This window comes from Streptomyces sp. NPDC052701 (genome assembly GCF_040678355.1).
Taxonomy (GTDB): Bacteria; Actinomycetota; Actinomycetes; order Streptomycetales; family Streptomycetaceae; genus Streptomyces.
Genome location: NZ_JBFATO010000010.1, coordinates 183353 through 203380 on the forward strand (window position 1 = coordinate 183353; position 20028 = coordinate 203380).

Sequence of the window (20028 nt, forward strand, 5' to 3'; positions counted from 1 at the left end):
CAGTTCGACGTGTCATCAGGTGACCTGCCTGTGAGTTCGATTCGTAGGAAGGCTAGGATCCGGCTCAACGCAGTCGGCGGGTCTCAGGAACCCATCCCTTGCGATGGGCCCTCCGGTCCGGGTACCTCGGTGCTGATCACACCGTGGGCCGGGGATCGGTCTCTGTGCTTGCACAGGGTGGCGGAGGGATACAGCGGACCGCCCGCCTGTCGGGCGTGGAAAAACCACAAGGTGAGGCTCGTCGGCTGCGTCTCACAAGCGGGGACGAGGCGGTTCGGTGACGATGGCAGGCGACTTCGCGGACCTCACCCCGACGCAATTCGTCAAGGCGGTGGTCAGCGGCTCGATCTACCCCTACACCGAGCACCGGATCCCAAAGCGCCGCGGCGGGCTGCGAACCTTGCACGCCCCGGTCCCGCGGTTGTCCGGGATGCAGCAGGAGATCCTGGCCCGTCTGGAGGCTCTTCCGACCGGCTTCCAGCCGCACCCGGCAGCGTTCGCCTACCGACGGGGCCGCTCGGTCGTGGACTGCGCCGCCGTCCATCTGCGAGCCCATACCGTGATCCGCCTGGACATCGCCGACTTCTTCGGGAATATCCGGGAACGGCACGTTCACGCTGCTCTGAAGAACGCCTGGACTCGCCCGACGGAGCACGAATACCGGATCGATCTTGTGGAGAACGACGACGGTCGCCGGGAAATCGGCCTCCGTCGTACCGGCCGCACCCTGGACACCTACACAGTGGCCCGGCTGGTCACCGTGTCGCCGCCTGAGCCGAGCCAGACCTGGACGAACCGTGGCACCGGGTGTCGCAGCGTGCGTCTGGAGGCCACAGGACAGGACTTCTCCGTTCGTCGGCCCCGCCTGGTTTACCAGCACACCCGCGAGGGATTCCTGCCGCAGGGCGCTCCTACAAGCGGGTACTTGTCGAACATCGTCATGCGCGACGTCGATGGGGTCGTCACCCACCAGGCCGAGTCCTTGGGGCTGCGCTATACCCGCTACAGCGACGACATGTACTTCTCGAGCCGTGGGCTGGTTCGCCACGATGACGTCGATCGTCTCGTCGCTGGAGTGAAGAATGCCCTGAAACCGCTGGGCATGAGGCTCAACACGAAGAAGACCTACGTAGCCCGTCCCGGTGCACGCCGCAGCGTGCTGAGCATTCTCGTCGACGGTCCTGCTCCGCGTCTGACGCGCGAGTACAAGCGCCGCATCACCAAGCATGTTCGAGGGGCTGCGTCGTTCGGTATCGAGCAGCATCGCCGCCATCAGAAATTCAATGACCTGACCCAGCTCGACACCTACGTGACCGGGCTGCTGTCGTTCGCGCACATGGTCGATTCCGACTGGGCCGAGAAACAACTCGCGGACTGGAAGCGGCTGCGCGAGCTTCCCTTCGAGCACGAAGAACCGGTGCTCGTACAGCACGGGCTCGATCTGCCCTGGGACATGGATATCGAGGTCTCCCAGGCTGATCTGGCCAAGGAGTCGATCGACGACCTCGTCCGCGGCGCCCAGCGCTATCGCTCGTCCTCGGATTACCTGCAGATGCTTGAGTTCGTCGGCCGGTTCAAGCGGTACGCGCCGTTCAACGCGATGGTGGTCCACATCCAGAAGCCGGGGGCACGCTACGTCCTGTCCTCCTCGGAGTGGGAGTCGAAGTACCGGCGGGTACTCAAGCCAGGTGCCCAGCCACTGCTGATCTTCCAGCCCCGTGGGCCCTACATGCTCGTGTACGACGTCGGGGACACCGAAGCCCTGCCCGGGGCCCTGCCTCTGCCCAAGGGGATCACCGCCCCGGTATCGGTGTCCTCTCGAGCCGGCGAGAAGGAAGTCGCCAAGGTTTGGCACCACACCGAGACGAACCTCGCGCCCCTGGGGATCCGGCTCACCCTGGTCGACCACGGGGCCTCCTCCTGCGGGCGCACCTACCGCAGCAGGTCCGGCAGTTCCGTCAAGCGTCCCGGCAGCAGGCCCGGGGGGCGGCCGGAGACATACCAGACGTTGTTCGAAATAGAGATCAACCGGAACCTGCCCCTGCTGGACCGGTACGCCACGCTTGCCCACGAGCTCGGCCACTTGTTCTGCGGGCACCTCGGCGCAGGCCCCGGGGACACGTGGCCCGACCGGTGCTCGCGGCCTCTCTCAGACGAGGAGGCCTTAAAGATCCGTGCACGCAACGAGGTCGAGGCCGAGTCCATCGCCTATATGGTCCTCAAACGCCTGGACCCGGATGTTCGGATGGGCGATTACATCACCGGACATCTCGGCTCTGACCAGCAGGTTCCCGAGACCGTCGCCCTCAACCTCACGTTCAGGGCCGCCGGCCTGATCATCGAGATGGGCAAGAAGCGCATCCCCGCCGCCAAACTCCAGAAGCCGAAGAAGTGATCTCCTCGCCCGCCTCGGCCTCACAAGACCAAAAAGAGCAAGGCCGGATTACGCCGAAGCCCTTCCTCGAGTGCTGCCCTACGGAGTCGGGGACAGCCCCACGAGCACCCCACGGCCGGGGCACCACTCAGGTAGAGGTTGCGGTCGAGACAAGGCACCGGCGGTATTCGGCCACGCTCCTGGGTCTGCCCGTACAGCACCACTACGGGCGGCACAATGACTCCGCAGGACGACACCCACGTTCCCGGAGGACTCATTGACTCGCTCTTTATGCGCGCACTTACCAGCAACCTGCTGGTTGCGAGCTCCGTAGAGCTCGTACGCGCATCGCTGGGAAGGGCTACTCACCTCGGTGAGCCGCGCCCTCTTCCCGCAAGCGAGCCAACAAGTCAATGGAGGAACGGTGTCGGCCAACTCGACCCATCAGGCGTGCCATCATCCGGCGCGTGACATCATCATCGTCGCTCTCGTCTCCGGTGTGGTCTCTCTCGGCACTGCCGTCACGACAATGGCGTTCGACGTCAGCCCGTTGGCGACTCTCACGAGCAGCGGTGGTGCATTCATCGCCGTCCTCAGTGCGGGGATGAACGTGCTCAACCATGTGAAGCGCAACGCGTAGTGCCCTCAGGGGCGGCCTGCCGCCAGTGGGCCGCCCCTGTCTTCGTCGTTCGGTACAGACCGCAACGCGCCCTCTGTCGCTCTCTTCGAAGCCGTGATCTTGAAACCTCGGCCAGACGGTGCTCGTGGTGATCTCGTTCTTCGGTGAATCAGTTGACGGTTACAGCAAAGCGCTGATGAAATCACTCTCCGTACAGGCACCAAGGTGGAAAGTGGAGTCACATGGCGGCCCTCGACAACGTGAAGCTCAAGGACGTTCTGGCGGATGTGGCCTCGGGCTCCTTACAACTGCCCGACTTCCAGCGGAACTGGAAGTGGGACGACGACCGGATCCGGGCGATCATCGCGACGGTCACGCTGGACTACCCGCTCGGTGTCGTGATGACGCTGCAAACGGGTGGCGCCACCCGGTTTCGTTCCCGGACTCTCACCGGCGCGCGGCCGGACGGGGACCCGGCGGCCGACCTCCTGCTGCTGGACGGGCAACAGCGCCTCACCTCCCTCTTCCAGGCCCTGTGGCTGGACGCCCCGGTGGAGACGGCGGACGCCCGGGGCAAGCCCATCCAGCGGTGGTACTACGTCGACATCGCCAAGGCCGTCGGACCGTCCGCGGACCGCGACGAGGCCATCGTGTCCGTCCCGGCCGACAAGGTGCTGCGGACGGACTTCAACCGCACCGTGGTGCTGGATCTGCGCACCACCGAGGCCGAGTGCGCGGCCGGCCTCTTCCCCCTGCACTTCGTCTTCGACGCCCAGCGCGTGAACGAGTGGAAGAAGGCGTACATCAAGGCGGACGAGGACCGGAACTGGGACCTGTGGGGCCAGTTCGACGAGGCGGTCCTCCAGCAGGTCCGTGCCTTCCAGGTCCCGATGATCCGGTTGGCGGCCTCCACGTCCATGGACGCCGTCTGCGCGGTGTTCGAGCGCGTCAACACGGGCGGCGTGCCCTTGAACGTCTTCGAACTGCTCACCGCGACCTACGCCGGGGACCGCGACTACGTCGAACAGACCGGGGACTACTATCAGCTTCCCGAGGTGTGGCGGGAGATCAAGCAGGGACTGGCGAACAAGTACCCGGTCTTCGGCCGCTTGGACAGCGGCCTGGAGAACGGGCTGAGCAGCATCGACTTCCTGCAGGCCATCGCGCTGGTGCGCACCTGGGAGCGGAAGCAGGCGGGCACCGGGGCGACGGTGTCCTGCAAGCGCCGCGATCTGCTGGACCTTCCCCTTGCCGACTTCGTCCGTCTGGCGCCCAGGCTGGCCGACGCCTTCGCGTGGGTGGGCGACTTCCTGGAGCGGCAGTGCATCGTCCGCCCGGCGGACCTGCCGTACAAGACGCAGCTCGTCCCGCTCGCGGCCGTCCGCGCCATCCTCGACACGGCGACCGACAGTCTGGGGGCGGAGGAGAAGATCGAGCAGTGGTACTGGTGCGGGGTGCTCGGTGAGATGTACGGCGGCTCCACGGAGACGCGCTTCACCCGGGACGTCGAGCAGCTCGTCCCCTGGATCCAGCAGGACGAGAGGGCGCCCGAAACCGTCACGGAGGCGTTCTTCTTCGCCGACCGCCTCGACAGCCTCACCACCCGCAACAGCGCCGCCTACAAGGGGATCTACGCTCTGCTTATCAAGCAGGGGGCGGTGGACTGGCACTACACGGACGCCCCGCTCAGTCCCGGCAGGCTGGACGAGTACAGCGTGGACGTGCGGCAGATCTTCCCCAGGACGTGGTTCCGGCGGGGCGACAGCCACGGCCTGCCCACGAACTCGATCGTGAACAAAACCCCCTTGTCCTACCGCGCCGCGATGGACATGACGGGGGCGCCGTCGTCGTACCTGTCCACGATGATCGCCGCGTCCGACATGCGTCCCGAGTGGTTCGACGACGTCCTGTCCACCCATCTGATCGATCCGGACGCGTTGCGCGAGAACGACTACGAGCGCTTCTACCGCGACCGCTCCAAGCAGTTGCAGGACCTGGTGCACTCCGCCATGGGCAAGAGGACGATGCTCCGTGACCTGCCGGAGGACGACGCCCGATGACGACCAGGCCGCACGAGCGGGACGTCGCCTCGCTCAAGGGCAGGACCGTGTCCGTGCAGGACATCCTCGACCTGTTCCAGGTCAGGGTCCGCGACCACCGCACGGTGCACCGCATCTCGCAGGCGCTGACGGACGCCGGACTGACCACGCTGCCGGACTTCGCCGTCTGCGGTCTGCGCAGCAGTGTCGACGTCGTGCCGCTGGCGTCCGTCCCCGCCCAGCGCACGCCCGTCGACGCGGACGACGAGACCGACGCGACGGACGAGGCGCTGCCCTCGCACGCCCTGCCGCAGCGGCTGCTGCTCGGCGACATCCCGTCGGCGCGGCGCGGCGTGGTGTCCGTGGGTCCCGGCACGCCCCTGTCCCAGACGACCTTCCTCATGCGCACGAAGGGTCTCTCCCAGGTGCCGGTGACCACCGGTATGGCGCAGGTCCACGGGGTCGTCACCTGGGGGTCCGTGGCCAAGATGTACGAGGCGGGGAAGCCGGCCACGCTGGACAACGCGATGGAGAAGGACTCCCTGCCCGTCGCCGACGCCCGCCAGGAGTTCTTCACCGCCCTCCCGGTCATCCGCGAGCACGGCTACCTGCTCGTCCGCGGCGACGACGGCTGCCTGTCGGGCATCGTCACCGCCGCGGACGTCACGGAACGCTTCGAGGGGGCGGCGCGTCCCTTCTTCCTCGTGGGCGAGATCGAGTCGCTGCTGCGCCGCTGCCTGGGCGCGGCACTGGACACGGAGGCCATCAAGGCGGTCCAGACGAACAGGAAGCCGGAGCAGCGCACCGGCCAGGTGTCGGACCTGATGTTCGGCGACTACCTGAGACTCCTGGACGGCGACCAGACGAAGCAGTCCCTCGCCGAGCGGGCCGACCGCAACTGGGAGGCACTGAAGTGGCCCAACATGCCCCGGGAGCAGTTCATCGGCCTGCTGAAGCGGGTGAAGGACATCCGCAACCGGATCGCCCACTTCGACGAGAAGCCGCTTCCGCAGGAGATGCTCGACGAGCTGACGACCTTCGCGAAGGTACTGCGGGCGTTCGCGCCGTGAAGTAGTGGGGCGGGGCTGCTCACCGCGGGCACGCGATCTCGGCCCACACCGTCTTCGTGCGGGTGTCCCCCACCTCGCAGCCCCAGCGTTCGGCACAGGCCGCCACCAGGAGCAGCCCTCGCCCCGAGTCCGCTTCGAGTGAGCGGGGTCCGGCGGCGAGGGCCGCCGGCGGCAGCCGTTCGGGGCGCGCGTCGGTCACCTCGACAGGCACGTGCTCCTGGAGTCGCAGCAGGGACAGCCTGAAGTCCCGCCCCGGCAGCCGGCCGTGGGTGACGGCGTTGGCCGCCAGCTCCGCCGTGACGACGGCGACGGCGTGGGACGCCTCGCTGTCGTACGGGACTTCCCAGGCCGCGAGCTGCTGCACGGCGAGACGGCGGGTGAGGCGCGCCCCGCGCCCGGTGGCGGTGACTGCGTGGAGGTCGCCATCGCGCCCGGTGCCGTTCATGTCCGGGACTCGAAGGCGCAGGCGGAAACGGTACTGGCCTTCCCTCAGGAACAGTGGGCCGCGTTCACCGCCTACGCGCGGGAGGCAGCCGTCTGACGACGGAGAGCCGCGGGCGAGGGACGTACCGCTCGGGGTGCCTCCAGGACAAGGTCCGGAGGCACCCCGAGTCGTGTCGTCAGCCCGGTCCGAGGGCGAACTGCTCGCGCAGCAGTGCCTCGTGGAGCCGCAGGGTGCGGCCGTCCGGCAGGGTTTCCAGGACCTGTACGCCGTCGTAGTTGAGGAGTTGCCTCAGGACGGCGGCGAAGCCGTCGCTCCGGGTGACGGGCATGCCGGCGCGCTGGGCGAGCGCGGTCACGGGCAGGGTGCCGCCCGCATCGAGCAGGGCGGTGAGCGCCTTGTGGACCTGTTCCTGCTGCGGCTTGCGCGCCAAGCCGTCGAGCTGCGCCTGGTACGTCTCCGAGTCGAGCAGTGCCGTCACGAGCACCTCGGTCCGTGAGACGACCGTCGGCGTGAGCAGGGCGTCTTCTCCTCCGGCGGTCAGCTCCACGTCGAAGAGAGCTTCGTGCGTCCGCGCGAGTTCCGCCTGCTTCCTCTGCGACTTCCCGGTGGGTTTTTTGGGAGCAGCAGGGGCCGCCCCGACCACCTGCTGAGCGGTGTACCCACTCGGCAGCGGTGCCCTCCCGACTTCTTCCGGGGCCCACCAGGTCGGCCGCTGATCCCCCAGCTCCCGCCACCCCTTGGGCGGTTCCGCCCCGAACGGCAGGAAGGCGAGGACCGGGATGGTGAACTCGGCGAGGGAGGCACCGCCGTGGTAGCCGGCCTTGAGGGCGGTGTAGCGGGAGTCGGCGTCCCACAGGGCGACGATGGACGCGCCGGGCTCGGGCCACACCACGCGCGGTCCGGACAGAGTGATCTCCTGTTCGGCCAGCGGGCCGTCGCCGGGCAGGCGGTGGCGGGCGGACGCGGGGTCGGCGGCGGTGTCGACCTTGGTGCCGTGCCGGTCGACGACGTGGCCGTGGTCGCTGGTGAGGAGGACGGCCATGCCCTCGGCCGCAGCGACTCGCAGCAGGTCGCGCAGTCCGGGCACGTCGTCCACCCGCCAGGCCCCGTCGCCGAGCTTCTGTTCCTTGGCGAGCCGGTCGTCGATGGCGTTGAGGACGACGGCGACGTGCGTCCTGCCGTCGGTGAGCGCCTCCGTGAGCGCCGGTCCGAAGGTGTCGCCGGCGGCCTCGGTGCGCAGGTCGTCCTTGTGGAACACGGCGGCCGGGGCCCCACCCCACAGCTTCAGCGCGGGGAAGAGCCGCTTCTCGTCGGCCTGGGTGCCCTTCATGAGGGTGCCCGCAAACAGCGAGGTGCGGGACACGGCCGTCACGGTGGGCAGGGCGGCGGCCATGGCCCGGCGGCGCGGTTTGTCGTCTCCGGGCAGCGGGTCGAACTCGGCCCAGGAGCGGCGCAGTTCCTCGCCGAGTTCGCTCGCGATGGCCGCGCTCATGCCGTCGAGCACCAGCAGCAGCACCCGTCGTGTCGTCGTTGTGCGCCGCACGACCGGGCCGATCACGCGGTCGAGGAAGGTCTCGACGGTGAGCATCCGGCCTGGCTGGGTACCGGCCTCGGTCCAGGCGGCCAGGGAGCGGGCGAAGGAGGCGTCGATCTGCCGGCGCCGGTCCCTGACGCGGGTGCCGAGGGTGTCGTAGGCGGCCTTGAGGACGGGGTCCGGGTCGCCGCCGGCCTCGACGTGCTCCAGGGCGAGGTCCGCCCAGCCGGTCTCGGTGATGTGCCGCTGGATGGCGTCAGCGACGGTGGGGGCGTCGGCGGGCGGGTCGGTGGCCAGCCAGCGGGCGAGGCGCTGGCCCATGCGGGCGCGTTCGATGCGGGCGGACTCCTCCGGCTCGGCGGCCAGCCGGTGGTCCGCCAGGCGCCGTACGGCCTCGGCCACCGCGGCCGTGTCGCCCGCCGCGAGGGCGTGGCCGACGGCGGTGAACCGGGCTTCGAGCCCGCCGCGCAGGACGGGGCTCGCCGCCACGGCCTGCTCCGCGCCGAACTGGCGGGCCAGCGCGGCGGCCCGGTCGAGCACGGTGCCGGTGGTGCGGCGTGCTTCGCGGGCCTGTTCGGCGTCGGTGCCGTTGGTGCGGTGTCCGGCCGCCAGCAGTGTGGTGACGTACTCCTCGGCGGCCCGGCCGAAGACGGTCACCAGGACGTCGAGCTGGTCGCCGGCCGCCGGGGGCTGGTCACCGAAGTAGCGTTCGGCGCGGCCCCGTGCCCGGTACGTCTCGGGAGCGGGTTCGGCGTGCTGCCACAGGGCCGCGCACACCAGGCCGAAGGCGGCGGCGTCCGCGCCGCGCTCGGCGTCGACGAGGGCGAGCAGGGCGCGTCCGGCGAGGCCCGCCTGGTCCTCCTCGCCGAGGAAGTCGGCCAGTCCGGCGCGTTCGGGGCCGCGCAGGGCGAGGAACCGTTCGGGGGCGCCGGGCCGGGTGGACCAGTGCAGCAGTGCCTGGGCGTCGAGCCGGTCGTCGCCGGGGCGGCGGGTGTCGCCCTCGGTGTCGTAGCGGCCGAGGCGCAGGCGGCGCTGGGCGAGCGCGGTGAGGGCGTACTGGCGGGACAGCCAGCCGCCGGGCACGGGCGGCCAGCCGCCGGCGGTGGGCGGGGTGGCGTCGAGCAGTGCCTCGGCGGCCCAGTTGACGTCCCGGAGCCGGGGGTCTATCTGCCGGGCGCCGAACGCCTCGCGGACCACGTCCCAGCTGTCGACCGTGTCGATGCGCAGTTTGTGGACGCGGGCGAGGATCGCCGGGTCGAGTTCGTGCTGCTCGCGGTCGGTGAGGACGACCAGGACGGCGGGGCCGGGGCGGCGGCCCGCCAGGTGGTCGAGGACGAGTTCGTGGACGGCGAGCGGGGACGGCGCCACCGCGACGCCGGCCGTGCGGCCCTCGCCCCAGACGGGCTCGGCGGGACCGTCCCACTGGGGTGCGGACCGCAGCAGCACGACCCGGCGCCTGCCCTTGCCGTCCCCGGTGAGGGAGTCGGCGAGGTGCGTCTGCGAGGACAGGTATTGGGTGACGGTCGCGGTGTTCAGCCGGACCGCGCCCGCAACGGCGGTGGCGGTGTCCGTCATTCGACGACCTTCCAGGTGATCTCGATGGTCGCGTCGGGGTGGCGGGAGGCCAGTTCGGACAGCTCCGCCTGGAGGTCGGCGGCGGCCTGGGACACGGTCGTACGGCGACCTCCGGACTTCCGCGCCGTGCCGCCGCTCGTCAGGGAGGGCGAGGGCGTCTCCTGCGGCTTGATGTACGAGATCCGCGGGTCGCTGGTCGGCGTGTCCAGGGACTGGTCGTCGGCCGTGGAGTGGGGCGCGACGGACTCGGGCCGCGCAGTGGCCGCGGCCTGGCTGCGCTTGATCAGGGCGACGACCTCGCGCTGGGTGCGGGCCAGGGCGTCGCGCAGGTCGGCGGTGCGCTGGTCGTCGCGGGCCACGTTGCGCAGCGAGTCGAGCAGCGCCTCGCCCTCGGGGCCGAGTCCGGCGGCGAGTTCCAGGGTGCTCCAGGGGGCGGAGGCGACGGCCTCCGCGACGGCGCGGGCCTTCACGATGGAGGTGCCGTACCGGTCGGCGCTGGTCTCGCCCAGGTCGAAGGAGGCGAGGGCCTCCACGGTCTTCTTCGCCCCGGCCGCGCCCTTGCCGGCCTCCGCCGTGAGCGCGTCCAGCAGTTGCAGGGAGCGGCGGGCGAGGGCGAGCCGTCCGGTGTCGGCGGTCTGGTCGAGGCCGAGGAAGGAGGCGTGGGTCTCCAGTTGGTGCACGAGGTCGGCCGCGTGGTCCCGGTGGGTGCGGGCGGCGTCGATGATCTGGCGGGCGAACTGGTTGACCATCCGGCCGCGCCGCAGCGCGGGCGGCTTCGCCCCGAAGATCACCTCGAAACGCTGCCGTGCGGTGTCCCAGTCGGACTCGGCGGGCAGCGGCTGGCTGCGCAGCGCGTCGTGGTCCTTGATCGCGGTCAGTTCGGGCGCGGGGTCGAGTACGGTGCCGCCGCGCACCCACACCCGGTCGTCCATCTCGGCGAAGGCGGCGACGACGAGCCGGGCGAGGAAGTCGGGCAGGCCGCGCGGGTCCGGCTTGTCGGTCCAGTCGGTGAGCGTGATCAGGGACAGGTCCCCGGTGACGCCCTGGGAGCTGGCGAGCTGGCGGAAGTGGTCGGCCCAGTAGCGGGACAGCTCGAAGTACGCCTCCTTCTGCTGCCCGAGGCGCAGCGGCCCGGCGATGCGCTGCATGAGCTTGCGGTCGGCGGCCGGGACCTCGATCCGCCCGTCGCGGGCCTCGGCGGCGGCCCGGACGTGGGTGAACACCTTCTTGGCGTCGGCGGGCTTGACGGCGGTGCCGGTGGCGTCGGGGTCGAGGTCGGGGTGGGCCGGGTACTGGTGGGCGAGCAGCCTGCCCGCGATGTGCCGGATGCCGTCGTGCAGGCTCTGCCCGAAGGACAGGGTGAGGCCGTCGACGTCGGGCAGCGCGACGAGGTGGTCGTCGAAGTCGGGCACGACGTCGGCGGCCTGCTTCTGGGCGAGGCCGTACGCCTGCTTGAACGCGCCCTTGACCTGCTTGAGCAGCGCCTCGCGCTGGGTTTCGAGCAGGCCCTTGGCGCGGCTGCGGTTGTCGGCGTTGAGGTGGCCGGCGTACTGGGTGTCGAAGCGGTGCTCGTCGGCGAGGGCCTTGTCGATGACGACGAGGCGCCGGAAGTCGGCGAAGCGCTGCGCGGACAGGTGCGCGGGCAGCCAGGCGACGGTGCGGGACCGCTCGCCCTGCTGGCGCTCGCGCAGCCGCTGGATGCGGTTGACGTCCTCGACCGGGCCCCACTCGCCCTCGTCGAAGGGGAGGTCTATGGCGATGCGCCAGCGGCCCTCCTCCTGCGGCATCAGGTCGTGGTCGGGCAGCTCGTCCTCGTCGGCGACGTTACCGAAGACGATCTCCGCGGTGCGGGCGGTGCCGCGCCAGGTGAAGTGGAGCTGGTCGCTCAACTGGCCGTGTTCGACGCCCAGTTCCTCGGACAGCAGGCGCCGGGCGAGCGCGGCCCGGTTGCCGGGGTTGTCGTTGACCTGGGCGTTGGCGATGACGGAGTCCACGTCGACGCCGGACAGCTCCAGCCGGACGCCGGGGTTGGCGTCGGTGCCGGTCTCCTTGATCTCGGGGAACCGGGCGGCCCACTCGGCGACCTTGTTCTTGATGATGCCGACCTCGGCGCCCGGGATGGGTGCGAGGACCGAGCCGTGGTTGAGCGCGCCGAGCCGCCGGATGGTCAGCTCGGACAGGGAGGGCACGCTGGGCGCGAGCGCGGACAGCAGCAGCGTGCACACCAGCCTGTTGTCGCCGACGAACATCCGGCAGCGGTTGGCGCGCTGCGGGTCGGTGATCGTCTCGGGCCGGTTGAGGTACTGCTCGACGTCGTCCTCGGTGATGTCGTACGAGCTGAGCAGGTAGGGCCGCAGCTTGGTCTTGTACAGCTTGTCGGCGGCCTCGAACACGACCTTCAGGCTGTCGGTGAACGGCTTGTCACCGCCCGCAGTGATCACCGGGTAGAGGTCGCCGACGGGGATGAGCTGGCCGAGCCGGATCTCGTTGCGGTGGTCGGCCAGGAGCTGGCCCATCAGCTTCAGACCGGTGCGGGAGCGCTGCAGCGCGGACGAGATGTGGACGAGGGTGTCCATGAACGCCGGCGAGAACGGGTACGTCAGCCGGAACGACTCCGCGTCCGCGCCGGTGGTGCCCTTCTCCGAGCCGAGCAGGGTGTCCCACACCTGCGGGCCGACCCGCTTGGTCTGCTCGAAGGCCGCGTCGATGAGCTTCTTCGCCTCGTCGTTCTTGGGCTTGAGGAGGCGGGCGTGGGCGATCTGTGGGAGGTTGCGGTCCTCCAGCGTGATCTTGTCGAAGCGGCCGGAGGCCAGGTTCAGGGTGTCCTGGATGGACGACTCGGCCGCGCCGGACACCTCCTCGCCGACCAGTTCGCGCAGGTCGCGCTGGCGGGCGATGAACGACACGACGGGGATGGCGCGGCGGGCGTCGCCGCCCTCCACGAAGTTCGTGATCTTGCTGGCCTCGCGCGCCACGAACTTCTGGTCGTGGATGAGGGTGGCCAGCCACAGGATCAGCTCGTCCATGAACAGGATCAGCCCGTCGTAGCCGAGCGACTTGGCGTGCTCGGCGATGACGGACAGACCGGCGTCCAGGGAGATGAAGCCGTGCTCGTCCTCGGAGGCGTTCTTGGTGAAGCCGGGCAGCAGGTTCGTACTGGCGTCGTTGACCAGCTTGGCCCGCAGCTCGGCCGGGGTGGAGGGGTTGCGGAGGTTGAGCGGGACGCCCGCCTCGTGGTTCTCCTCGGCGGCGAGCGCGACGTCCAGGAGCTGCGGGGTCCAGGCGAAACCCTCGCCCCACTCGTCCTCGTCATCGTCGTCCACGCCGGTGCCGAGGCCCCGGATGACGGCCTCGTCGCCCATGTTGGCGCGCATGGCGCGGATGTCGGCGAAGAGGGAGTCCGTTCGGTACACCTGCGGGGTGGGCGCCTCCGGGTGCAGCTTCTTGACGTGGTGCACGTACCCGCCGAGCACCCGCTGCTCCAGGGCCTTCGCGCCGAGCATGTGGTACGGCACCAGCAGGAACTTCTTGCCGTCCGACTGCAGCCACTCGTGCTTGGTCAGCACCGGGTCGAACTCGGTGCGGGCGCGGGCGGCCTGGTTGCCGCTGAGCAGCGCGTACAGCACGGCCATGAAGTGCGACTTACCGGAACCGAACGAGCCGTGCAGGTACGCCGCCTTGGAGCGGTGCCCGTCCAGCGCGGACTTGATGAGGGCCAGCGCCTCGTCGAAGTTCTCCAGCAGCCGCTCGGTGACGACGTAGTCCTTGAGCGCGTGCTGGGCGCCCTCGGGCGTCGTCGCCTCGGCGAGGGACAGCACGAAGTCCGAGGTGGAGATGGACTCCTTGATGTCGATGACATCGCGGAGGAGGGGCGGCTGGGCCATTGCGGGTTCTCGCTCTCCCTGACGGTGGTCGGTGCTGCTGCTCGTACTCGGTGTCGTGCGGGGTCCGCCGCCGAGGCCCGGGGCCGGTCCGAGGGGTGGTGTGGGGGGGCAGAGATACGGATGGCCGGTGCGGCGGGCCGGCCGGCCTGGCCTGCGGCGGGGACGGATCCGGTCGTGCGGTGACCGGGCGGGAACGACGCTCACGGCGTCGGCCCGGTTCAGGTCGGACGGTTTCGCGGCGTCTGCACTCTTCGTCGTCCCCCTCGTACTGAACGTCACCCGCACGGCCTGCGCACAGCACCCTACATCGGTACTCCCTTCGCCCTCCTGCCATATGCCCTGGCGCACCGTCCCCGCGGGCCGCTTCGGTCCCGCCGTGGGCACTACGGCCGCCGTCGCCCCGACCGGTAGGCGTCCAGCAGGTGCAGGCCCGCGACCGTGAAGGGGTGTTCGGGGCCCAGGCCGCGTTCCCGCCGCTCGACGACGTCGGTCATCAGCGCGATCCCCTCCTCCACGTGTCCGAGCGCGGCACGGGTCCGGGAGAGCAGTTGCCGGGCGGCGAGCACGATCGGGTACTCGGGCCCGAAGCGCCGCTCATACGCCTCGGTGACCTGCCGGATCTCGCGGTCGGCCGCTTCGAAGCGGCCCAGGAGGTACAGCGCCCACGCGTGGTTGTGCCGGGCGCCCAGGGTCACGGTGTGGTCGGGGCCGAGGACGCGTTCGTACTCCGACGGCAGCGTGAGCAGGGTGCCGCCCTCCTCGGTGACCACTTCGGCGGCGGGCAGCATCTCCAGCAGGCCGGCGCGGGCCCGCAGGGTCAGCGGATGCGCGGGGCCCAGCGCCGAGCGCCGCCCGGCGACGGTGGCGCGGAGCAGCGCGACGGATTCCTCCCGTCTGCCGAGGTTCGCCAGCACGAGCTGGAGGCCGTAGCCGCTGTCCGTGGTGTCGGGGTCGTCGGCGCCGAACAGTCGCTCCTGGGCGTCCCGGACCGCTCTGAGCGCCGCTTCGGCCTCGGCGTACCTGCCCAGCCGGAACAGTGCCCGCCCTGCCCTGGAGCGGGCGGCGAGGACCGTGCGGTGGTCCGCGCCGAGGTGTCGCTGTGCGAGGTCCGCGGCGTTCCGGGCGGTCTCCCAGGCGGAGAGGTAGTCACCGGTCCGGTGCAGGGCGACGGACAGCCGGGTCGCGACGGCCAGGGCGTCGGCGGCGGACGGCCCGCGGATGTGCCCCAGAAGGGCCAGCGCGTGAGGTACCAGTAGGCGCAGTCGGGGATCGTGCGGACCGGCGTCGGGCACGCCGGGCACGGCCGCGTCGAGCAGCCGGACGGCTGTCGTGTCGAGGGCGGGCACCAGGTCCGCGGGGGTCGCCGTCGAGACGCTGTCGAGCAGGATGCCGTGACTCCGTACGCAGCGTGCGCCGGCGGCGTCGACCAGTTCGGACAGCGACTGGTCGAGGAGGGCTCTGAGGGCCGTCTCGGTTCGGGCACGAGGCAGTACGGCGCCGATGCCGGCGTGGTTGAGCAGGGTCAGCGGCAGCGGCTCGGCGGCGAACCGGGCCAGCAGTCTGAGCAGGGCCACCGCTTCGGGCAGCCCGCGCGATTCGAACGCGTCGAGGGTCAGCTGCCAGGTCAGGCCGACCAGACGCCGGGGGTCCGCCTCGGACAGCGCGTCGGCTCCCCGGTCGATCAGCTGGACCCGGTCGTCCGAGTCGAGCTGGTCCCCGTAGGTGTCCATCGTCCAGGGGTCGATGACCTGACGGGAGAGGAAGCCGCCCGCCAGGGTGAGGGCGAGGGGCAGCCGCCCGAGCCGGTCCGCCACCCGCGCCGCCTGCTCCGTCGTACCGCTGTGCGGTGCGAGATCGCGCAGCACGAGCGCGGCGTCCTCTCGGGGCAGTACGCCGATGTACTGCAGCTCGGCGCCCGGCCACCACCGGGCCGCCGCTCGCCGTGTGGTCACCAGGACGGTGCCGCGCGGGCTGGTGCGCAGCCAGTCGCCGTCCCGCAGGATCTCCGGCTCGTCGGTGTTGTCCAGGACCAGCAGCCAGGGTTCCGCGGAACGGTCGAGATACGTCCAGGCGAGATCGGCGGCAGGTCTGAGGCCGTTGCGTGCGGCGAGCAGTTCGCCGTCGCCCGCCCCTCGGTCGGCGGCGACGGCGAGCATGCCGGCGCGCAGGCTCGCGCGGTCGGAGGCGTTGACCCACAGGCCCACCCGGCCCGGTTCTCCGGTGACCTCCTGGAACAGGGCGCAGGCGACCGCCGTCTTGCCCGAGCCGCCCATGCCGTACAGCACGTAGACCTGACCACCGCGCTCCGCCTCGACGCCCGCCCGCAGGCGTTCCATCACCTCGCTGCGGTCGCGGAGCGCGACGGGGGGCCGGCCGACCGCCGGGCGTCGCACCGAGTCCGGTCCGCCGTGCTCCGGCCCGCCACCGCCGTAGTGGTGGTGCTCGTTGATGTGCTGGTCGCCCTGCGACTGGTAGACGCGTCCCTGGTCCTCGGCGTGGCCGTCCGTCCCGCCCGTCATCGCTCGGCGATGTGCTGGTCGCGTCCCGCTTGGTAGACCCGGGCCTGACCGAACGCGGTGGCGTGCTGGGTGACCTGCCGGGCGGCCGAGCCACCGGGATCGAGTCGGTCCAGCAGTGCGCGCAGTTCCTCGGCGGCGGCGGGCCGGGCGACGAGCAGCCGCCGCACCATCCCCTGCCACTGGAGGCGTAGTTCGTCCAGGCTCTCCTGGTCGTCCGCGGCCACGGCGGCCAGCACGTCCTCGCGACCGGCCTCCAACTCGGCGGCGACGGTCTCGGCACGCTCGGGTCGCGTCCGGCGCCAGAGCTGTGTGATCCCGTCACGCACGTGGTGCCAGGCATCGGTCGCCATCAACGCGACCAAGGTGGTCCCCGCGCTCTGCGCGAGCAAGGCCACTTCCGCGTCCACAGCCGCCCCTCCATTCACCCGATCGTCCGACAGCGCAGATGGAAAGTGTCACCTGTCAGGCGTTGGCGTGATCTTCATTGCGATCAATATCATTCCGCCCCCGAGCGACAGGGAACAAGGAGGAATCAATCCTCGCCAATACCCCTGTGGGCCGGGCCTGACACATGGTCGGGCGGGAGAGTCGCACGCTACAGTGAGGCATCCCGACCGATCGAGGGGGCGAGGGAAATGGCCAGGCCGTGGGAAGCGGATCCGGACACGGGTTTCAAGCAACGCCTGGGAAAAACACCCCAGGAACTGGGAAACACCACCGGAACTCCTGACTGCCCGGACATCTGGGAACTCACCAACGGCGACATCGCCGTCATCGGCCGGGACCTCACCCAGTCACTCGGCAGGAACCTGCCCGACGGGGTCTCGATCGGATCGGACGAACGCCTCGTGGTCATCCCCAGGAACACGCTCATCGCGGCAAAGCCGGACATCCCCGGTGTTTGACTCCTTCGCGGGCGGCGTCTCCGAACGCCTGGACCGCCCCACGTACCACGCGGACCTCGGCCGGATCTACTCCAGCGGGATCGGCTTCCTCAACAAGCTCGAGCGCGGCCAGCACTTCAAGGAGCGCGGCTTCCCGAGCTGGGAGGCCTTCGCCGCCGGCGACTGGGAAAGGGCTCTGTCCCTGGCCGACGAGAGGCGCGAGGACTACGCCCGGGAAATCCGGCGGGCATCGGAAATGGGCGTCGCGCACCGCCGCCTCCGGGTGGTGGAATTCCCTGTCACACCGTATGTGCAATGGGAGTTGTTCGTCCTGCGCGTGCGCGTGGACGTGGGCGACGCGATCAAGGTTATCGACGCTCGCGACATCACCGGCATCGAGCGGAATCACCCGGTACCGGAAGTAGTGGTTCTCGGCGATGTGGTCATGTACGAAGTCGTGTACGACGAGGACGGCAATGCGGCCGGAGCCAACCGCTACACGGACCCCTCACTGATCCGGGAAACGAACGCCGGATTCGATGCGCTGTATGAGCGTGGTGAGGAGTTCCACGATTTCTTCGACCGGGAGATCGTCCCCCTGGCCCCGCCGCGGGTGTCCGGTGCTCCGACGGATTCTCGCGGGTCGCGGTGATCAGCGAGACGGGGTGAGGGGTGAGCCATCATGCCGACGGATCACCGCCCCCGGCGGCGATGACGAGAACGCCCCCTCCGCATCGGCCGCCCCTTCGGGGGCAGGAGGGCACTCGCGGCGTCAGGACCTGGGTTCCTCCAGCTCGGGGGCAGTGGTGTCCGCACCGTGCTGTTCAGCGTGTGCTGCGGCGAACGTCTCGTGCTCTTCGACGACTTCGCCGTCCACGACTTCCCCGTCCCTCACTCGGTGTGACGGCTCCGCCAGCGGCAGGCCGGCGAGGTGCTTCTTGAGCCTCTTGGCCATCGGGAGGTAGGTCGCAAGGGCGAGTCCGCCGGAAACGGCAGCCCCTACGAGAGGGATGGCCTTCGAGACGGTTGTCGCGAAGGACTGCGTCGTCATCCTGACACCGAGGTAGCCCGCGACCTTCTTCACCATGGGGTAGACGACCCCGTGGGTGAGTGCCTTCTGGGGCAGCTTCTTGGCGACCTGCTCCGCCATCATCCCCGCGACTTTCCCCACCGCGACGTTCGCCGATTTGGTGCCGAACATCACGCCGAAGAACAGCGTGAGCACCCCCTTGGTCGCGTCGTCGACGTCATCGCCCTCGTCGGAGAACAGATCGGGCCAGCTGTAGAGATAGGCGAGCTTCTGCGCGATGCGCAGCATGTGGCCGACGTACTGGGCCGTGTCGGCGGGCACCGTGGCGGGAAGGGCGAAGAGGCCGGGTATCCCTGCGGCGGCGGAGAGGGCGCTGACCTTGGCCGTCTCGTAGCGGATGGAGTCGTTGGCCACCTTGTCGAGAACCTCGACGGTGATGCCCGCCGCGGCGGGGGTTTCTTCGATCGCTCGTCGGATGTCCTCCTCGGAGCAGTGGCGAGCCAGCGCACTCCGGAGGTACGCCTCCCTGTGGATACGCACACCCGGAAGCTTCGCTGCCGCCACCAGCAGCGCGAAGAAACGCGACTCGGGGTTCTCGACCTCTTTACCCTGCTTCATGGCAGGAACCTACAGTAGTTCCGCGCCGTAGGGGCCGGACAATGTCAGCTCCGTTAGGACCTCGTTGTGTGAGTGACGGTGGCGTTGCGGGCCGGGTCTACCACGATTCCGATCACCACCCGGGGACGCGACCTCCGCCGAGATCCGGTCGCTCGGCGAGGCGCCGAGCTGTTGAAGATGCTGTGGAGACGGGACGCGCTGGGCCCTCCGGCGAGCGGGTGCTCGCCGGAGGGCCCAGCGATCGGCGCCACGTCTGTCAGCGTGCCGCGAACTCGACGAACGCGGCCCACGCCGCGGGTTGTACGGCGAGTGCGGCACGGGTTGTGTCCTTCGAGTCGCGGACGTGGACCCTGGCGGGACGGACGGCGACCTCGACGCATTCGCCGCCATCACCCGCGCTGTAACTGCTTTTGAACCAGGCAAGGCCGTCCAGGCCAAGCCTGGTGTTTTCCCCGCTCATCTCTCTCCCAACAGCTTCTCGATCAACGCTCGCGATTCTGCCGGAGTGTGTGCTTGTGCGCGCAGGGACCCATACGTACGTTCAAGCTCTCGGACCTTCTGACGCTCCGTGTGGACCCGACTGTCACCTTGCACCTCCGCATAGGCGATCCTGCGCCCATCCTTCATCTCCATCAAGGTGAACGGGCCAGCTAATCCCGCGTGCTCTTGGCGGGAGAGCGGCATCACCTGGACCTCCACGTTCCGCTTTTCCTTGATGAGCAGGAGTTGCTCCAGCTGCCCCCGCCATACCGCCCCACCACCGAGCGGGCGCAGCAGTACAGCTTCCTCGATCACAAAACTCAGGTGTGGGACGGGTCGGCGCTCGATGATCTCCTGTCGTGCCAGCCGGGCGGCCAACCGCTGCTCGATGACCTCTTCGTCCAGCTGCGGGCGCCACATGGCGAACACGGCCCGCGCGTAATCCTCGGTCTGCAAGAGCCCTGGCACAGCCTGAGTGGCGTACACGTGCAGCACAACCGCTTCGGCCTCCAACTTGGCCGCACCCTGGAAGAACGCCGGATACTGAGCCCGAGCCACCTCCTCCTTGCTCGCGCTCAGCACCCCACCCGCCCCCAGCACTTCATCCGCCTGGTCGATGAACTTCGGCGGCGGAATACGTCTCGCCTGCTCGAACGACGCGATCGTCGAGGCCGAGTACCCGGTCAGCGACCCCAACCCCGCGCGGTCCAGGCCCGCCCGCTCCCGGAACAACTTCAACTGCCGCCCGAACACGCACAGCATGCCCGTCCCGACTTCGTACTCCGGCTGCTGAACCTCGTCGTCCACGCCGCAGCTCCTCTCGTGCAACCGCCCCGTCAGGCCAACTCGGAGCCCGGGAACCGGTCACGCCCACCACCACATACAAGCGCACCGACCGCGTGTACAGCCCGTACCCGTCAGCGCGTCACTCCTGGTCAAAGCTACGCAGGGTCCAAG

The 20028-nt window shown here is 69.9% G+C and carries 15 protein-coding genes; 7 read left to right on the forward strand and 8 right to left on the reverse strand.

Annotation, left to right across the window (positions count from 1 at the left end; all coding sequences use genetic code 11):
- Nucleotides 1-283 precede the first annotated feature (283 nt).
- The 4 genes from AB0L29_RS14780 (at nucleotide 284) to AB0L29_RS14795 (ending at nucleotide 6102) form a co-directional block, all read left to right on the forward strand.
- Entirely contained in the window at nucleotides 284-2395 is a 2112-nt protein-coding gene (locus tag AB0L29_RS14780; protein WP_365827040.1) for an RNA-directed DNA polymerase, read from the forward strand.
- A 352-nt stretch (nucleotides 2396-2747) separates the two neighbouring features.
- Nucleotides 2748-3014 carry a hypothetical protein gene (locus AB0L29_RS14785; RefSeq protein WP_365826991.1) on the forward strand — a complete coding sequence of 89 codons (267 nt, stop codon included), beginning with the start codon at nucleotides 2748-2750 and terminating at the stop codon, nucleotides 3012-3014.
- 221 nt (nucleotides 3015-3235) lie between these two features.
- Nucleotides 3236-5053: a DUF262 domain-containing protein gene (locus tag AB0L29_RS14790; RefSeq protein ID WP_365826993.1), complete on the forward strand. Its 1818-nt coding sequence runs from the start codon at nucleotides 3236-3238 to the stop codon at nucleotides 5051-5053.
- Entirely contained in the window at nucleotides 5050-6102 is a 1053-nt protein-coding gene (locus AB0L29_RS14795) for a CBS domain-containing protein (protein WP_365826995.1), read from the forward strand. The genes AB0L29_RS14790 and AB0L29_RS14795 overlap by 4 nt, the downstream gene beginning before the upstream one ends.
- Before the next feature lie 19 nt (nucleotides 6103-6121).
- Here the strand turns inward: AB0L29_RS14795 and AB0L29_RS14800 are convergent, their stop codons facing one another.
- Complete coding sequence (locus AB0L29_RS14800) at nucleotides 6122-6547, reverse strand: ATP-binding protein (protein ID WP_365826997.1); 426 nt, start codon at nucleotides 6545-6547, stop codon at nucleotides 6122-6124.
- On the opposite strand from AB0L29_RS14800, the gene AB0L29_RS14805 reads away from it, so the two are divergent.
- Nucleotides 6515-6643, forward strand: a complete 129-nt coding sequence (locus tag AB0L29_RS14805; protein WP_365827002.1) for a DUF397 domain-containing protein — start codon at nucleotides 6515-6517, stop codon at nucleotides 6641-6643. The two genes, AB0L29_RS14800 and AB0L29_RS14805, sit on opposite strands and share 33 nt — an antisense overlap.
- 79 nt (nucleotides 6644-6722) lie before the next feature.
- On the opposite strand, the gene pglZ is transcribed toward AB0L29_RS14805, so the two are convergent.
- The 4 genes from pglZ to AB0L29_RS14825 form a co-directional block, all read right to left on the reverse strand.
- Complete coding sequence (gene pglZ, locus AB0L29_RS14810) at nucleotides 6723-9656, reverse strand: BREX-2 system phosphatase PglZ (RefSeq protein ID WP_365827004.1); 2934 nt, start codon at nucleotides 9654-9656, stop codon at nucleotides 6723-6725.
- Nucleotides 9653-13540: a phage resistance protein gene (locus AB0L29_RS14815; RefSeq protein WP_365827006.1), complete on the reverse strand. Its 3888-nt coding sequence runs from the start codon at nucleotides 13538-13540 to the stop codon at nucleotides 9653-9655. The genes pglZ and AB0L29_RS14815 overlap by 4 nt, the downstream gene beginning before the upstream one ends.
- A 383-nt stretch (nucleotides 13541-13923) precedes the next feature.
- On the reverse strand, nucleotides 13924-16059 hold the full coding sequence (locus AB0L29_RS14820; RefSeq protein WP_365827008.1) for a tetratricopeptide repeat protein: 2136 nt from the start codon (nucleotides 16057-16059) through the stop codon (nucleotides 13924-13926).
- Complete coding sequence (locus AB0L29_RS14825; protein WP_365827010.1) at nucleotides 16056-16466, reverse strand: hypothetical protein; 411 nt, start codon at nucleotides 16464-16466, stop codon at nucleotides 16056-16058. The genes AB0L29_RS14820 and AB0L29_RS14825 overlap by 4 nt, the downstream gene beginning before the upstream one ends.
- 228 nt (nucleotides 16467-16694) lie before the next feature.
- Here AB0L29_RS14825 and AB0L29_RS14830 point away from each other — a divergent pair, with 228 nt between their 5' ends.
- Together AB0L29_RS14830 and AB0L29_RS14835 are read left to right on the forward strand one after the other, a co-directional pair.
- Nucleotides 16695-16964, forward strand: coding sequence for a hypothetical protein (locus AB0L29_RS14830; protein WP_365827012.1), 270 nt, complete (start codon nucleotides 16695-16697; stop codon nucleotides 16962-16964).
- Nucleotides 16957-17595, forward strand: a complete 639-nt coding sequence (locus AB0L29_RS14835; protein WP_365827014.1) for a DUF6879 family protein — start codon at nucleotides 16957-16959, stop codon at nucleotides 17593-17595. Before AB0L29_RS14830 ends, AB0L29_RS14835 begins: the two co-directional genes overlap by 8 nt.
- A 120-nt stretch (nucleotides 17596-17715) precedes the next feature.
- Here the strand turns inward: AB0L29_RS14835 and AB0L29_RS14840 are convergent, their stop codons facing one another.
- The 3 genes from AB0L29_RS14840 to AB0L29_RS14850 all read right to left on the reverse strand — a co-directional run bounded on the left by AB0L29_RS14840 (nucleotide 17716) and on the right by AB0L29_RS14850 (nucleotide 19878).
- The gene (locus AB0L29_RS14840) at nucleotides 17716-18591 is read right to left on the reverse strand and encodes a hypothetical protein (RefSeq protein ID WP_365827016.1); all 876 of its coding nucleotides are present in this window, start codon (nucleotides 18589-18591) and stop codon (nucleotides 17716-17718) included.
- A 256-nt stretch (nucleotides 18592-18847) separates the two neighbouring features.
- The gene (locus tag AB0L29_RS14845; RefSeq protein ID WP_365827018.1) at nucleotides 18848-19051 is read right to left on the reverse strand and encodes a DUF397 domain-containing protein; all 204 of its coding nucleotides are present in this window, start codon (nucleotides 19049-19051) and stop codon (nucleotides 18848-18850) included.
- The gene (locus tag AB0L29_RS14850; protein WP_365827020.1) at nucleotides 19048-19878 is read right to left on the reverse strand and encodes a helix-turn-helix transcriptional regulator; all 831 of its coding nucleotides are present in this window, start codon (nucleotides 19876-19878) and stop codon (nucleotides 19048-19050) included. Before AB0L29_RS14850 ends, AB0L29_RS14845 begins: the two co-directional genes overlap by 4 nt.
- Nucleotides 19879-20028 lie beyond the last annotated feature (150 nt).

Coding starts and splice junctions, on each gene's coding strand:
- AB0L29_RS14780 (WP_365827040.1), top strand. CDS start 284: ATGGCAGGCGACTTCGCGGACCTCACCCCGACGCAATTCGTCAAGGCG.
- AB0L29_RS14790 (WP_365826993.1), top strand. CDS start 3,236: ATGGCGGCCCTCGACAACGTGAAGCTCAAGGACGTTCTGGCGGATGTG.
- AB0L29_RS14795 (WP_365826995.1), top strand. CDS start 5,050: ATGACGACCAGGCCGCACGAGCGGGACGTCGCCTCGCTCAAGGGCAGG.
- AB0L29_RS14800 (WP_365826997.1), bottom strand. CDS start 6,547: ATGAACGGCACCGGGCGCGATGGCGACCTCCACGCAGTCACCGCCACC.
- pglZ (WP_365827004.1), bottom strand. CDS start 9,656: ATGACGGACACCGCCACCGCCGTTGCGGGCGCGGTCCGGCTGAACACC.
- AB0L29_RS14815 (WP_365827006.1), bottom strand. CDS start 13,540: ATGGCCCAGCCGCCCCTCCTCCGCGATGTCATCGACATCAAGGAGTCC.
- AB0L29_RS14820 (WP_365827008.1), bottom strand. CDS start 16,059: ATGACGGGCGGGACGGACGGCCACGCCGAGGACCAGGGACGCGTCTAC.
- AB0L29_RS14830 (WP_365827012.1), top strand. CDS start 16,695: ATGGCCAGGCCGTGGGAAGCGGATCCGGACACGGGTTTCAAGCAACGC.
- AB0L29_RS14840 (WP_365827016.1), bottom strand. CDS start 18,591: ATGAAGCAGGGTAAAGAGGTCGAGAACCCCGAGTCGCGTTTCTTCGCG.
- AB0L29_RS14845 (WP_365827018.1), bottom strand. CDS start 19,051: ATGAGCGGGGAAAACACCAGGCTTGGCCTGGACGGCCTTGCCTGGTTC.